The sequence below is a fragment of the Pseudomonas sp. PNPG3 genome, from assembly GCF_023093815.1.
Classification (GTDB): Bacteria; Pseudomonadota; Gammaproteobacteria; order Pseudomonadales; family Pseudomonadaceae; genus Aquipseudomonas; species Aquipseudomonas asiatica.
This window is the reverse complement of the sequence record NZ_JALLKV010000003.1, coordinates 12,426-25,666: the sequence shown is the minus strand read 5'-3', so window position 1 is coordinate 25,666 and position 13,241 is coordinate 12,426. Positions and strand designations below refer to the sequence as shown.

Genomic DNA, 13,241 nt, shown 5'->3' with positions numbered 1-13,241 from the left:
GCCCTTTCGCGACACAAGGCCGCTCCCACAAGATCGTGCCGAAGCGGCGATCAGATCAGGCTCAGGAAAGCTTCGCGCCAAGCAGCATTTGCCGGCAACGCCAGGAAATGCGGGTTGAGCAACGACTCCCGCGCCGGGTACCGGAACGGCAAGCCATCCAGCCCGATTACCTCCCCACCAGCCCCTTCCACCACCCCCTGCGCCGCCGCGGTATCCCACTGCGAGGTCGGTGCCAGGCGGGGATAGCAATCAGCGCTGCCCTCGGCCAACAGGCAGAACTTCAGCGAACTGCCGATATTGGCCAGCTCCAGTTCCCCCAACGCAGCCCCCAACCCGGCCAACAGCGCTTCCTGTTCCGGGCTGGAATGGCGACGGCTGGCAACCACGGTGAAACGCCCACCTGCCGGCGGCGCGTCGCGAACCTGGATCGGCTGCGGAGCCTCACCCGCTTCCGCACGCCAGGCGCCCAACCCACGCCCACCGAAGTAGCAGCGCCCGTTGGTCGGCATGGATACCACGCCGAACACCACCTCGCCGTTTTCGACCAGGGCGATGTTGACCGTGAACTCCTCGCTGCCGGCGATGAATTCCTTGGTGCCATCCAGCGGGTCGACCAGCCACCAGCGGCTCCAGCCCTGACGCTCGGCCAGCGGAATGTTGCAGTCCTCTTCGGACAGCACCGGGATCTGCGGCGCCAGCGCCAGCAGGCCATCGGCAATCACCCGGTGCGCCGCCAGGTCGGCGGCGGTGACCGGCGAATCGTCGGCCTTGTTGGTCACTGCCACATCGGCGCGCCAGAACGGCAAGATCGCCTCGCCCGCCAACAGGGCCAGCTTGACCACTTCGTGCATCAGTTGCAGGTCGTTCATGCTTCCAGCAGCCCCCGCTGAATCAGCAGGTCACGCGCCAGGTACAGCGCCGCCAAGGCACGCCCCTCGGTGAACTGTGGGTGCATGGCCAGGGCCGAGAGCTCGCGCAGGTTAACCTTGTCGACCCGCATCGGCTCCGGCTCATCGCCCTCCAGGCGCTCCTCGTAGAGGTCGCTGGCCAGCACCACCTGGATCTTCTGGCTCATGTAGCCCGGCGACAGCGACAGCTCGGTAAGGTGCTCCAGCTGGCGAGCGCCATAGCCGGCTTCCTCCTTGAGCTCCCGGTCGGCTGCCGCCAGCACGTCCTCGCCCGGCTCGATCAGGCCTTTGGGCAACGACAGCTCGTATTCGTCGGTGCCGCCGCAGTATTCCTCCACCAGCACCGCGTGCTCGGCATCGAGCATGGCCACGATCATCACCGCGCCGTAACCATTACCTCGGCCCACCAGGCGCTCGTAGGTACGCTCGTTGCCATTGCTGAAGCGCAATTGCACGGCTTCGACGCGAAACAGGCGGCTGCTGGCGACGATTTCGCGGCTGAGGACGGTGGGTTTCTGGCGCATGGGGCGGCTCCTTGGCGTGAACGGGTTACTATACCGTGGCTTGCCGACTGATCGAGAGTTTCCCATGCCTGTTCTTCCCTGGTCCGCCATCGATACCGTCCTGCTGGACATGGATGGCACCCTGCTCGACCTGCATTACGACAACCGCTTCTGGCTGGACCACCTGCCCCAGCGCTATGCCGAGCTGCACGGGGTGAGCCGGGCCATGGCGGAAATGGAACTGCAGCCGCTGTTCGAACGCAATGCCGGCACGCTTAACTGGTATTGCCTGGACTTCTGGAGCCGCGAACTGCGGCTGCCGATCCGTGAGCTGAAACAGGAAATCGCCGACCTGATCGCCCTGCGCCCGGATGCCGACACTTTCCTTGCCGCGATCCGCGACGCGGGCAAGCGCGTGGTGATGATCACCAATGCGCACCGGGATTCGCTGTCACTGAAGCTGGAGCGGGTGGAGCTGGCGCCTTACTTCGAACGGCTGATCAGCTCGCATGACTACGGCTACCCGAAGGAAAGCCCGCAGTTCTGGGATGCATTGCAGGCGGACATCGGCTTTGAACCGGAGCGCAGCCTGTTCATTGATGACACCTTGGCGATTCTGCGCAGTGCGCGACGGTTTGGCGTGGGGCATCTGCTGGCGGTGCGCCAGCCGGATAGCCAGGCCGGGCCGCGCGATACCGAAGAGTTTGCGGCGGTCGAGGATTACCGGGAATTATTGGTAGGCTTGTGAAGGCCCTTTCGCGGGTAAACCCGCTCCCACAGGATCACCACAGGTCTGAACTGTGTGCGATCCCTGTGGGAGCGGGTTTACCCGCGAAGAGGCCGGTACAGGCTGCAGAGATCAGTCAGGAATACGCAGCACCTGCCCCGGATAGATCTTGTCCGGGTGCTTGAGCATCGGTTTGTTGGCCTCGAAGATCTTCTGGTACTTGTTGGGGTCGCCATACACCTTCTTCGAAATCGCGCTCAACGTATCCCCCTTCTCCACCGTCACGAACCGCGCGGCCTGGGCCACCGGCCCGGTCACGGTGATCTGGTCGTCGACACTGGCAACGCCTTCGACGTTACCCGCCGCCAGGATGATCTTCTCCTTCTCCTCCTGGCTGGCCACCTCACCCTTGAGGATGATCGTGTCTCCCTCTACAGTGGCCGTGATATTCGGGTTGCCCAGGCCGACACTTTCCACGTGTTTCTTCAGTTGCTCTTCGGCATTGGCATTGCCGGGGGTCAGCAGGTCGATCAACTTCTCGCCCGCTTCCTTGACGAAACTGAACAAGCTCATAACGCTCTCCTTGTTGACGAAACCTCGGACACAGCAGTCTAGGCCAGCTTTTCCCCTGGCGCCCCATGCGACCAATCGACGCGGTCTATCAAGGCATAGACCCTAGCGATTAGACGCCGCCGGCCCGCACGCCTAGGCTTGTGCTATCTGAAAGTTGCCGATAGTCCGATGAACAGTCAGCCCCGATGAACAGCAAGCCTCCGGTCTGCGCGGCCTCATCGCCCTTGACCATGCCCGCCGCCAGCAACACCTACGATTACGTCCAGCTCAACGATGCCAGACGCGACAGCACGCCCCTGGCCGAAGAAGTGGCCCTGGCCATTGCCTACAACGGCCTGAACCAGGCGGTGATGCTGGTCAGCCCCACCGACCTGGAAGACTTCGCCGTCGGCTTCAGTGTCGGCAGCGGCATAGTCGAAGGCACAACGGAAATCTACGACCTGAAACTCTCCGGCAGCGGCTCGGCAATGTACGCCGACCTGGAGATTTCCAGCCGTGCGTTCTGGAACCTGAAAAACCAGCGCCGCCAAATGGCCGGCACCAGTGGTTGCGGCCTGTGCGGGGTCGAAGCGCTGGAGCAGGCACTGCCAGAGCTGGCCAAGCTGCCTGGCGCACCTTTGCCACCCGCGCAATGGTTGGTCGGCCTGCGTGAGCGCATCGATGCCTTCCAGCCCCTCGGCCAACACTGCGGCGCGGTGCATGCGGCGCTGTTCATGGACCGCCATGGCGAGCTGCTGCTAGGCCGTGAAGACATCGGCCGACACAACGCCCTCGACAAGCTGATCGGCGCCTTGCTTCGCCAAGACATCGACAGCCAGGGTGGCCTGGCCATCGTCACCAGCCGCTGCAGCCTGGAGCTGATCCAGAAGGTGCTGCGGGCCGGTATCCAGACCCTGGTCAGCCTGTCGGCGCCCACCGGCCTTGCCCTGCAATGGGCGCGCAAGCACAACCTCAACCTTATCCATCTGCCCAAGCACAGCGCACCGCGGGTCTACAGCCCAGCGGCGGAGTCGTAACAGTCGTGACCTCGTACCAACACCTCCCGGACAACGCCCCAGCCTCTCCACCTCGTTACAAGCCCTACCACGGCCCCGCCGGTGGTTGGGGCGCGCTGCGCAGCGTGGCCAAGGCCTGGGTTGGCAGCGATAACGCGCTGAAGAACATTCGCGCGCTGCTCAAGACCAACCAGAACGGCGGTTTCGACTGCCCCGGCTGCGCATGGGGCGACTCGCCGGAAAGCGGCATGGTCAAGTTCTGCGAGAACGGTGCCAAGGCAGTGAACTGGGAGGCGACCAAGCGCCGCGTCGATGCCGCCTTTTTCGCCCGCTACAGCGTCACTTCGCTGCTGCAGCAGAGCGACTACTGGCTGGAGTACCAGGGGCGCCTGACCGAGCCGATGGTCTATGACGCGTCCAGCGACCGCTACCAGCCGATCAGCTGGGAAGCCGCCTTCACCCTGATCGCTCGCGAGTTGAACAAGCTGGCCAGCCCTGACCAGGCCGAGTTCTACACTTCGGGGCGCGCCAGCAACGAAGCAGCGTACCTGTACCAGCTGTTCGTGCGGGCCTACGGCACCAACAACTTCCCCGACTGCTCGAACATGTGCCACGAGGCCAGCGGCGTGGCCCTGGGGCAAAGCGTCGGGGTCGGCAAGGGCACCGTCACCTTCGATGACTTCGAACACGCCGATGCGATTTTCGTCTGGGGCCAGAACCCCGGTACCAACCACCCGCGCATGCTTGACCCGCTGCGCGATGCGGTAAAACGCGGCGCCCAGGTGGTGTGCATCAACCCGCTCAAGGAACGTGGCCTGGAGCGCTTCCAGCACCCGCAGAACCCGTTGGAAATGCTGACCAACAGCGACCGGCCGACCAACACCGCATTCTTCCGCCCGGCCTTGGGCGGCGACATGGCGCTGCTGCGCGGCATGGCCAAGTTCGTCCTGCAATGGGAACGCGAAGCCCAGGCCAACGGCGAACCGGCAGTCTTCGACCACGCCTTTATCGCCGAACATGGCCATGGCGTCGACGACTACCTGGCGGTAGTGGATGCCACCCCGTGGGAGCACATCCAGACCCAGTCCGGCCTGGCGCTGGCCGATATCGAACTGGCCGCGCGCATGTACTGCCGTGGCAAGCGGGTGATCATGTGCTGGGCGATGGGCATTACCCAGCACCGCCACTCGGTGCCGACCATTCAGGAAATCGTCAACCTGCAAATGCTGCGCGGCAATATCGGCGTGCCAGGTGCCGGCCTGTGCCCGGTGCGTGGTCACAGCAACGTGCAGGGTGACCGAACCATGGGCATCAACGAGCGCCCGCCGGTGGCCCTGCTGGACGCCATCGAGCAGCGCTTCGGCTTCCCCGTGCCCCGGCACAACGGCCACAACACCGTCGAGGCGATCCACGCCATGCTCGACGGCCGGGCCAAGGTATTTATCGGCCTGGGCGGCAACTTCGCCCAGGCAACGCCAGACACCGAGCGCACCGCCCAGGCACTGCGCAACTGCGAGCTGACCGTGCACATCAGCACCAAGCTCAACCGCAGCCACCTGGTGCACGGCAAGCAGGCTCTGATCCTGCCGTGCCTGGGGCGCACCGACATCGACCTGCAGGCAGAAGGGCCACAGGCGGTAACGGTAGAGGACTCGTTCAGCATGGTCCACGCCTCCAATGGCCAGCTGAAGCCGCTGTCGACGCAGATGCGCTCGGAGCCGGCGGTCATCGCCGGTATCGCCGCCGCCACCCTGGGCAAGAAGCCCGTGGACTGGCACTGGCTGGTGGCTGACTACGACCGTATCCGCGAGCTGATCGGCGACACCATCGCCGGCTTCAGCGGCTTCAACCAGCGCCTGCGCGAGCCGGGCGGTTTCTACCTGGGCAACAGCGCCGCCAGCCGCGAATGGAATACCAGCACCGGCCGCGCGAACTTCAAGGCCAACCTGCTGCCCGACACGCTGCTCGACGAGCGTGTACGCGCCAGCGGCCAGGTGCCAGACTTGATCATGCAATCGATGCGCTCGCACGATCAGTACAACACCACCATCTACGGCCTGGACGACCGCTACCGTGGCGTGCGTGGCCAGCGCGAGGTGCTGTTCGCCAACGAAGCCGACATCATCCGCCTGGGCTTCCAGCCTGGGCAGCAGGTCGACATCGTGTCGTTGTGGGGGGATGAGCATGTACGCCGCGTGCATGGCTTTACCCTGCTGGCCTTCGACATCCCGGCCGGGCAGGCGGCGGCGTACTACCCGGAGGTGAACCCGCTGGTGCCTCTGGAAAGCATTGGCGATGGCAGCCATACGCCGACGTCGAAGTTCATTGCCATCAAACTGGAGCGGGCGCGGGACGACGGGCGCATCCTGTAGGAATGGTGTTGGCTTTTCGCGGGTAAAACCGCTCCCACAGAGGTAACTCAAGGTCTGAGAGCGGTGGTATCCCTGTAGGAGCGGGTTCACCCGCGAAGAGGCCGGAAGCCGTGCCGCCAAAAACGAAAAAAGCCCTGTTCCATCAAGGTTCAGGGCTTCGTCATAAAGGTCTCAGACAGCGAAAAAACGATAAAGTTTCACAGTAAATACAGTAAGTTAGAGAATTGTGTACAACTCGTGTTACTCGTCGGATTTCCGTTGCCAGCCGCGCCTGTAAGGCTCAAAAATCGCCCCGTCATCCTAATGAGGCTCTCTTGATGAAGAAGTACTCCTCGATACTGTTGTTGTCTTTCAGCTTGCTCAGCGGCGTTGCCATGGCAGGCGGCACCACCGAGGCCGGCATTGGCGGCGCATTGGGTGGGGTACTGGGCTCCGTGGTGGGCAACTCCATCGGTGGTAGCACCGGCGGCGCCATTGGTGCCGGCCTGGGCGGCGCGGCTGGCGGTGCCTTGGGTGCCGACAAGCATCAGCGTGGGGAAGCCGCAATCGGCGGCGCGCTGGGCGCAGCAGGCGGTAACGTGGTCGGCCGCTCCGTGGGCGGCACTACCGGTAGCTACATTGGCGCGGCAGCCGGCGGTGGTGCCGGTGGCGCACTGGGTAACTACATGGGTAAGGAGGCCGACAGAGACGATTACCACGATGGCCGCCGCTACCGTCGTGGTTATGACGACGACCGTCGCCACTGGGACCGTGGCCATCATTACGGCCATCGCAAGCACAAGCGCCACTGGCGCGACTAACGCCTGAGGGCCCTGCCCCGGCAACAAAAGCCCCGCCCCTGCCAGCGGGGCTTTTTTATGCCTGCTGTTCCAGCAGTACACCAGACAGGATCACCTGCAGCGTCTCTGGCAATGCCACCGGCCGGCCACTGGCGCGTTCGATGAACACCTGCACCACCGTGCCTGCCGCACACGCCTCCGGCTCCCCTGGGCGGAACAGGGCCAGGCGGTACTCCACCGTGCTGCCCGCCAGGCGCATCACCCCCAGCCCCACTTCCAGCACATCCGGGAAGCCGGGCAGTGCGTAGAAATCCGCCGCCGAACTGACCACGAAGGCCGCCAGCTCGCCGTCACGCAGGTCCAGTTCGGCCTGTTCGACGAGGAACGCTTGAATGGAGGTTTCGAAAAAGCCATGCACGGTGGCACCGGCGACGTGGCCATTCAGGTCATTGTCCTGGGGGCGAGTGAGGATGGGGTGGAAGTGGGAGAAGGCAGTGCGCTGTGGGGATTCGGTCATCTGGCTGGCTCTTGTCTTCGCAATGAATGCTGACAGTGAAACAGAAAAACCGGTTTCCCGCTGCTTGTGCCGGCCTCTTCGCGGCTACACCACCAACGTTGAATGCAGTGCAGTACCTGTAGGAGCGGCTTTAGCCGCGAAGAGGCCGGTACAGGCAGTAGAAAACGAAAAGGCCGCCCATTGGGGCGGCCTTTTCGTTACCGGCAAGCTCAGCTTACAGCTGCGGGCCAGCGGCCTTGATGGCGTCGGAAACTTCGAACTTCTTGAAGTTTTCGATGAACAGCTTGGCCAGGCCTTTGGCAGCCTCGTCGTAGGCAGCCTTGTCAGCCCAGTTGGTGCGCGGGTTGAGCAGCACGGTATCAACGCCTGGAACGGCCTTAGGCACGTCCAGGTTGATGATGTCCAGGTGCTCGGTTTCGGCACCGATCAGCGCGCCGCTCTGGATCGCAGCGATCACGGCACGGGTGGTCGGGATGCTGAAGCGCTTGCCAACGCCGTAGCCACCGCCGGTCCAGCCGGTGTTGACCAGGTAGACCTTCGAGTCGAAGCCCTTGATACGCTTGATCAGCAGCTCGGCGTATTCGCCAGCCGGGCGCGGGAAGAACGGGGCGCCGAAGCAGGTGGAGAAGGTCGACTTGATGCCGCTGCCCGAACCCATTTCGGTGGAACCGACCAGCGCGGTGTAGCCGGACAGGAAGTGGTAGGCCGCCTGCTCGTTGTTCAGGATCGAAACCGGCGGCAGTACACCAGTCAGGTCGCAGGTCAGGAAGATGACTGCGTTCGGCTCGCCGCCCAGGTTCGCTTCGGAACGCTTGGCAACGTGCTCCAGCGGGTAGGCCGCACGGCTGTTCTGGGTCAGGCTGACATCGGTGTAGTCGGCGTGCTTGTTGGCGTCGAGAACGACGTTTTCCAGCACGGCGCCATGCTTGATGGCTTTCCAGATGACCGGCTCGTTCTTCTCGGACAAGTCGATGCACTTGGCGTAGCAGCCGCCTTCGATGTTGAAGACCACGCCCTCGCCCCAGCCGTGCTCGTCGTCACCGATCAGGTAACGGCTTTCGTCGGCCGACAGGGTGGTCTTGCCGGTGCCGGACAGGCCGAAGAACAGGGTTACATCGCCTGCTTCGCCGATGTTGGCGGCGCAGTGCATCGGCAGTACGTCGGCAGCCGGCAGCAGGAAGTTCTGTACCGAGAACATGGCTTTCTTCATTTCGCCGGCGTAGCGCATGCCAGCGATCAGAACCTTCTTCTGAGCGAAGTTGATGATCACGCAACCATCGGAGTTGGTGCCGTCACGCTCAGGCTCGCACACGAAGTTGGCGACGTTGAGGACCTGCCACTCGCCACGACCAGCCGGGTTGTACTGCTCCGGGTTGATGAACAGGCAACGACCGAACAGGTTCTGCCAGGCAGTCTGGGTGGTCATCTTCACCGGCAGGTAGTGCTCGGCGGCCGCCCCTACGTGAACGTAGGAAACGAAGTGATCCTGGGCGTTGTTGAACGCCTCGACGCGGTCCCACAGGGCATCGAACTTGTCGGCCGGGAACTTGCGGTTGATCGGGCCCCAGGCAATGGCATCCTGGGTGGAAGGTTCTTCGACGATGAAACGGTCAGCCGGCGAACGGCCTGTACGGTGACCAGTCTCCACGACCAGTGCGCCAGTATCGGCTAGTACGCCTTCACCGCGTTGCAGCGCTTCTTTTACCAGCTCATCGACGCTCAGGTCGGTGTACACGGTGTTTTTGGCTTGCGTCATGAGATACCCCATCCGGCCCGAGGCCGAGTGCTCCAAACGTTTTGTAGTTGTCTTGAAAAAACTACTACAGCGAAAAAAGTGGCCGGATTATGCCAGAAACGCCCAAAAAAAGTAGGCCCCTCCTGTCAGAACTGCGCTTTTGCGCAATTCGACAGGAGATTATCCTGTAGTTAAACGTTTCAGTGACGAGTTTCTGAGGCTACGTCAGTGCCGCCACCAGCAAACAGTTGCGCCACATCGCTGGCGTCGAAGAAATAGCGCTCGTTGCAGAACTGGCAATCGATCTCAACCTGACCGCCACACTCTTCCACCAGTGCCTTGGCATCGTGCTCGCCCAAACTGACCAGCGCATTGCCGGAACGTTCGCGAGAGCAGCTGCAGTTGAAGCGCAGCGGCTGGATATCGAACAAGCGCACGGCATCTTCGTGGTACAGGCGGTGCAACAGGGTTTCGTTGTCCAGCGCCCACTCATCGGCCTTGAGCGTGGTGGCCAATGCCACAACATGCTGCCAGCTTTCTTCACGCTCTTCATCGTCCGGCTGGCGATCGCGCGGCAGTTGCTGCAGCAGCAGGCCACGGGCCTTGCCGCCTTCGGCGTTGAGCCAGAAGCGCGTGTTGAGCTGTTGCGACTGGACGAAGTAGTTGGTGAAGCACTCCGACAGGGTGGCGCCGTCGAGGTCGACAGTGCCCTGGTAGCGCTGGCCCTTGACTGGATCAATGGTCAGGGTCAGGTGGCCGTCAGGCATCAGCTGCGACAGGGTCGCATTCGCCGGGATCTGGTCCGCTTCGTAGCGGGCCATGCCACGGATGTCCCGGTCACCCGAACATTCGACCATCAACAGCGGGATCGGCCCTGCGGAACGCGCCTGCAGAATCAGCAGGCCGTCGAACTTCAGCGCCCCCACCAGCAAGGCGGTGGCGGCCATCAGCTCGCCCAGCAGTGCCTGCACCGGCTGTGGGTACTCATGACGCGCCAGCACCGCGGCGTAGCTGTCATCGAGAGACACCCACTCGCCGCGCACATCGCGCTCGTCGAAGATGAAACGTTGGGTGAAATCGGTATCAGGCAAGTCGCTCATAGGTTTTGGCTATCTGAAAAATGATGACAAAATGGTTACAAGGGTTGTCGGAAAACATGCGAGAACCCGTGACAGAGCGCTCACAAGGCGCTCCGATTCCTGTTTGCAATAGAGGTATTTTATGGACAATCGACCACTGTTCCAAGCAAGGTGGTCCTGGGGGCCATTGGCAGCCTGTACGCTGCTTCCTATCGCTCTACTGTGTTTCTGGTTATGGCCCATTGGCCAGATCTTGTGCCTGACTTTCGACGAGTGGCTATTCCACAGCCTGAATGCGCCGCTGGCCGACAACACCACCTGGCGCTACATCTGGACCGTCGGTAGCCTGCGCCCATTCGACATCGTCGTCGGCCTGATCCTTCTGGCAGTGCTTATCCGTGGCGACTGGGTGTTCAAGGCAACCCAGGTGCGCCAGGCCTTTTTCGGCTTCCTGGTCACGCTAATCCTCTTAGTGGTGATTCGCGCGCTGTTTTCCAAGTGGGTGGATGCAGCCGGCTGGCAGCACAAGAGCCCTTCGATGATGTTCGACGAGGTGGTGCACCTCAGCGACTACTATCCGAACCTGGAGGCGGTCTGGGAGCTCAAGGACCGTTCCAGCAAGAGTTTCCCGGGCGATCATGCCTCGGTGCTGCTGGTCTGGGCGCTGTTCATGAGCGTGTTCAGCCGCCGCCTGGTGCAGTACCTGGTGGTCTGGGGGTTGGCGGTTTTGTTCATGTTGCCGCGCCTGGTGGCCGGTGCCCACTGGGGGCAGGATGACTACATCGGCGGGCTGCTGATGGCGGTGCTGGCGTTGGGCTGGAGCTGCTACACGCCGCTGGCGGCCAAGGGAAGTGCGGTGCTGATGCGCTGGACGGCGCCAGTGTTCGCGATCACGGCCAAGTTACCGCTGGTCGGGCGCTTGGCGGTGACCCGCTAGATCCTTGGGGCTACTGCGTAGCCCATCGCGACACAAGGCCGCTCCCACAAGTACCGCACAAGGCATTCAGGCAACGCCCTGCTTGTGGGAGCGGCCTTGTGTCGCGAAAGGGCCGCAAAGCGGCCCCGGCTATTCGAAGCTCCCATGCAACTGATGAATCTGCCGCCGCTGCTTCTTGGTCGGCCGCCCATCGGTGGTCACGCCCATCGCCCCGGCCTTGCGCAGTTCCGCCGCCTGTTCACGCCGGCGCACGCTGTCCTCGGTCTCTTCGTACAACGTCTGCGCCTCTGGCGCCCCACGCCGCACCACCGACAGAGCCTTCACCACCACGGTGCGCTCGTCAAACCCGGTGCGCAGCACGAACTCGTCACCCACCCGCGGCTCCTTGCCCGGCTTGCAGCGCTCACCCCGGCAATGCACCTTGCCGCTCTCGATCGCCGCCTTGGCCAGCGCGCGAGTCTTGTAGAAGCGTGCCGCCCACAGCCATTTGTCCAGGCGGACCTTGTCGTCGTCTTCGGCTTTTTGTGCCATCCCGTTACCTCGAACGCTGTGTTTCATCGAACTGTACTACCGTAACGATCGGATGCAAAAAATCCCCGCCGTGCTTACAGTTCACCACCTCATCCGCAGGGTGCGTTTCGTGAAGACATTTGACCATTTGACTGTGATCGGCCTGCGCGAGTGGGTCGCCCTGCCCGACCTCGGCGTGGCCGGGCTGCGCGCCAAGATCGACACTGGTGCCAGCACCTCCAGCCTGCACGCCACCGAGGTGGAACCGTTCGAGCGCGACGGCCAGCCCTGGGTCCGCTTTACCGCACATCTTGGCTCGGTGGTGCAGTTGCGCCACCGCCGCTGCGAGGCACCGCTGGTGACCATGAAAACCATCAAGAGCTCCAACGGCCAGGCCCAGACCCGCTATGTCATCCGCACGTCACTGGCCCTGGGCGATGGTGTGTGGGAAGTGGAGTTCACCCTGGCCTGCCGCAAGAACATGCGTTATCGCCTGTTGCTGGGTTCCAAGGCCCTGATCCATGGTCAACTGGTGGTCAACCCTGGCCTCAAATACGTACAAGACAAACCGGCCTTCCCGGCCACCCTTTCTACTGCCACAGGTGCTGCATGAAGATCGCTGTGCTGTCGCGCAATCCGCGTCTGTATTCCACCCGCCGCCTGGTCGAAGCCGGTACCCAGCGGGGCCACGAAATGGTGGTGATCGACACCCTGCGGGCCTACATGAACATTGCCAGCCACAAACCGCAGATCCACTACCGCGGCAAGCCGCTGGAAGGCTTCGACGCGGTGATCCCGCGCATCGGTGCATCGGTGACCTTCTATGGCTGCGCAGTGCTGCGCCAGTTCGAGATGATGGGTGTGTATCCGCTCAACGAGTCGGTAGCGATAGCCCGCTCCCGCGACAAGCTGCGTTCACTGCAATTGCTGTCGCGGCGCGGCATCGGCCTGCCGATTACCGGTTTCGCCCACTCGCCGGACGACATCCCCGACCTGATCCAGATGGTCAACGGCGCCCCGCTGGTGATCAAGGTACTGGAAGGTACACAGGGCATCGGCGTGGTGCTGTGCGAAACCACCAAGGCCGCCGAATCGGTGATCGAGGCGTTCATGGGGTTGAAGCAGAACATCATGGTGCAGGAATACATCAAGGAAGCGGGTGGCGCGGATATCCGCTGCTTCGTGGTCGGCGACAAGGTCATTGCGTCGATGAAGCGCCAGGCCAAGCCAGGCGAATTCCGCTCCAACCTGCACCGCGGTGGAGTGGCCAGCCTGATCAAGATCACCCCGGAAGAACGCATGACCGCCATTCGCGCGGCCAAGGTAATGGGCTTGAGTGTGGCGGGTGTGGATATCCTGCGCTCCAACCACGGGCCGCTGGTGATGGAAGTGAACTCATCGCCGGGGCTGGAAGGCATCGAAGTGACCACCGGCAAGAACGTGGCCGCCATGATCATCGAGCATCTGGAGAAGAATGGTGGGCCTAATCAGACTCGGACCAAGGGTAAGGGCTGAGATTTTGGGGCTGCTGCGCAGCCCATCGCGACACAAGGCCGCTCCTACAGGATTACGCGATCCTCTGTAGGAGCGGCCCTGTGTCGCGAAA

The 13,241-nt window shown here is 62.8% G+C and carries 14 protein-coding genes; 7 read left to right on the top strand and 7 right to left on the bottom strand.

What is annotated here, in order from left to right:
- Nucleotides 1-50 precede the first annotated feature (50 nt).
- Both cysQ and nudE read right to left on the bottom strand, forming a co-directional pair.
- Entirely contained in the window at nt 51-869 is an 819-nt protein-coding gene (gene cysQ / locus MJ643_RS03500) for a 3'(2'),5'-bisphosphate nucleotidase CysQ (RefSeq protein ID WP_024087995.1), read from the bottom strand.
- On the bottom strand, nt 866-1,432 hold the full coding sequence (gene nudE, locus MJ643_RS03495; RefSeq protein ID WP_013970466.1) for an ADP compounds hydrolase NudE: 567 nt from the start codon (nt 1,430-1,432) through the stop codon (nt 866-868). The genes cysQ and nudE overlap by 4 nt, the downstream gene beginning before the upstream one ends.
- A 64-nt stretch (nt 1,433-1,496) precedes the next feature.
- Between nudE and yrfG the strand changes: the two genes are divergently transcribed.
- Entirely contained in the window at nt 1,497-2,159 is a 663-nt protein-coding gene (gene yrfG / locus MJ643_RS03490; protein WP_003257447.1) for a GMP/IMP nucleotidase, read from the top strand.
- A gap of 111 nt (nt 2,160-2,270) precedes the next feature.
- Here the strand turns inward: yrfG and lysM are convergent, their stop codons facing one another.
- Complete coding sequence (gene lysM / locus MJ643_RS03485) at nt 2,271-2,711, bottom strand: peptidoglycan-binding protein LysM (RefSeq protein WP_013970465.1); 441 nt, start codon at nt 2,709-2,711, stop codon at nt 2,271-2,273.
- Between the two features lie 185 nt (nt 2,712-2,896).
- Between lysM and fdhD the strand changes: the two genes are divergently transcribed.
- The 3 genes from fdhD to MJ643_RS03470 all read left to right on the top strand — a co-directional run bounded on the left by fdhD (nt 2,897) and on the right by MJ643_RS03470 (nt 6,878).
- Nucleotides 2,897-3,727: a formate dehydrogenase accessory sulfurtransferase FdhD gene (gene fdhD / locus MJ643_RS03480; RefSeq protein WP_013970464.1), complete on the top strand. Its 831-nt coding sequence runs from the start codon at nt 2,897-2,899 to the stop codon at nt 3,725-3,727.
- A 5-nt stretch (nt 3,728-3,732) separates the two neighbouring features.
- Nucleotides 3,733-6,078, top strand: a complete 2,346-nt coding sequence (locus MJ643_RS03475) for an FdhF/YdeP family oxidoreductase (RefSeq protein WP_024087994.1) — start codon at nt 3,733-3,735, stop codon at nt 6,076-6,078.
- 317 nt (nt 6,079-6,395) lie between these two features.
- Nucleotides 6,396-6,878: a glycine zipper domain-containing protein gene (locus tag MJ643_RS03470; RefSeq protein WP_013970462.1), complete on the top strand. Its 483-nt coding sequence runs from the start codon at nt 6,396-6,398 to the stop codon at nt 6,876-6,878.
- A gap of 55 nt (nt 6,879-6,933) precedes the next feature.
- On the opposite strand, the gene MJ643_RS03465 is transcribed toward MJ643_RS03470, so the two are convergent.
- The 3 genes from MJ643_RS03465 to hslO form a co-directional block, all read right to left on the bottom strand.
- On the bottom strand, nt 6,934-7,374 hold the full coding sequence (locus tag MJ643_RS03465) for a thioesterase family protein (protein WP_013970461.1): 441 nt from the start codon (nt 7,372-7,374) through the stop codon (nt 6,934-6,936).
- Nucleotides 7,375-7,588: 214 nt separating this feature from the next.
- Nucleotides 7,589-9,130, bottom strand: coding sequence for a phosphoenolpyruvate carboxykinase (locus tag MJ643_RS03460; RefSeq protein ID WP_013970460.1), 1,542 nt, complete (start codon nt 9,128-9,130; stop codon nt 7,589-7,591).
- A 179-nt stretch (nt 9,131-9,309) separates the two neighbouring features.
- The gene (gene hslO, locus MJ643_RS03455; protein ID WP_013970459.1) at nt 9,310-10,209 is read right to left on the bottom strand and encodes an Hsp33 family molecular chaperone HslO; all 900 of its coding nucleotides are present in this window, start codon (nt 10,207-10,209) and stop codon (nt 9,310-9,312) included.
- Between the two features lie 121 nt (nt 10,210-10,330).
- Between hslO and MJ643_RS03450 the strand changes: the two genes are divergently transcribed.
- Nucleotides 10,331-11,125 (top strand): phosphatase PAP2 family protein, encoded by a 795-nt coding sequence (locus tag MJ643_RS03450; protein WP_023662013.1) that lies wholly within the window; start codon nt 10,331-10,333, stop codon nt 11,123-11,125.
- Nucleotides 11,126-11,254: 129 nt separating this feature from the next.
- On the opposite strand, the gene MJ643_RS03445 is transcribed toward MJ643_RS03450, so the two are convergent.
- Nucleotides 11,255-11,656: a S4 domain-containing protein gene (locus MJ643_RS03445; RefSeq protein WP_013970457.1), complete on the bottom strand. Its 402-nt coding sequence runs from the start codon at nt 11,654-11,656 to the stop codon at nt 11,255-11,257.
- Nucleotides 11,657-11,798: 142 nt separating this feature from the next.
- On the opposite strand from MJ643_RS03445, the gene MJ643_RS03440 reads away from it, so the two are divergent.
- Nucleotides 11,799-12,248, top strand: a complete 450-nt coding sequence (locus MJ643_RS03440; protein ID WP_169774668.1) for an ATP-dependent zinc protease — start codon at nt 11,799-11,801, stop codon at nt 12,246-12,248.
- Nucleotides 12,245-13,150, top strand: coding sequence for a 30S ribosomal protein S6--L-glutamate ligase (gene rimK / locus MJ643_RS03435; protein ID WP_013970455.1), 906 nt, complete (start codon nt 12,245-12,247; stop codon nt 13,148-13,150). Before MJ643_RS03440 ends, rimK begins: the two co-directional genes overlap by 4 nt.
- Nucleotides 13,151-13,241: the final 91 nt, after the last annotated feature.

What these genes read in the sequence shown, in the direction of transcription:
- cysQ (WP_024087995.1), bottom strand. Translation starts at nt 869, where the DNA reads ATGAACGACCTGCAACTGATGCACGAAGTGGTCAAGCTGGCCCTGTTG.
- nudE (WP_013970466.1), bottom strand. Translation starts at nt 1,432, where the DNA reads ATGCGCCAGAAACCCACCGTCCTCAGCCGCGAAATCGTCGCCAGCAGC.
- yrfG (WP_003257447.1), top strand. Translation starts at nt 1,497, where the DNA reads ATGCCTGTTCTTCCCTGGTCCGCCATCGATACCGTCCTGCTGGACATG.
- lysM (WP_013970465.1), bottom strand. Translation starts at nt 2,711, where the DNA reads ATGAGCTTGTTCAGTTTCGTCAAGGAAGCGGGCGAGAAGTTGATCGAC.
- fdhD (WP_013970464.1), top strand. Translation starts at nt 2,897, where the DNA reads ATGAACAGCAAGCCTCCGGTCTGCGCGGCCTCATCGCCCTTGACCATG.
- MJ643_RS03470 (WP_013970462.1), top strand. Translation starts at nt 6,396, where the DNA reads ATGAAGAAGTACTCCTCGATACTGTTGTTGTCTTTCAGCTTGCTCAGC.
- MJ643_RS03465 (WP_013970461.1), bottom strand. Translation starts at nt 7,374, where the DNA reads ATGACCGAATCCCCACAGCGCACTGCCTTCTCCCACTTCCACCCCATC.
- MJ643_RS03460 (WP_013970460.1), bottom strand. Translation starts at nt 9,130, where the DNA reads ATGACGCAAGCCAAAAACACCGTGTACACCGACCTGAGCGTCGATGAG.
- hslO (WP_013970459.1), bottom strand. Translation starts at nt 10,209, where the DNA reads ATGAGCGACTTGCCTGATACCGATTTCACCCAACGTTTCATCTTCGAC.
- MJ643_RS03450 (WP_023662013.1), top strand. Translation starts at nt 10,331, where the DNA reads ATGGACAATCGACCACTGTTCCAAGCAAGGTGGTCCTGGGGGCCATTG.
- MJ643_RS03445 (WP_013970457.1), bottom strand. Translation starts at nt 11,656, where the DNA reads ATGGCACAAAAAGCCGAAGACGACGACAAGGTCCGCCTGGACAAATGG.
- rimK (WP_013970455.1), top strand. Translation starts at nt 12,245, where the DNA reads ATGAAGATCGCTGTGCTGTCGCGCAATCCGCGTCTGTATTCCACCCGC.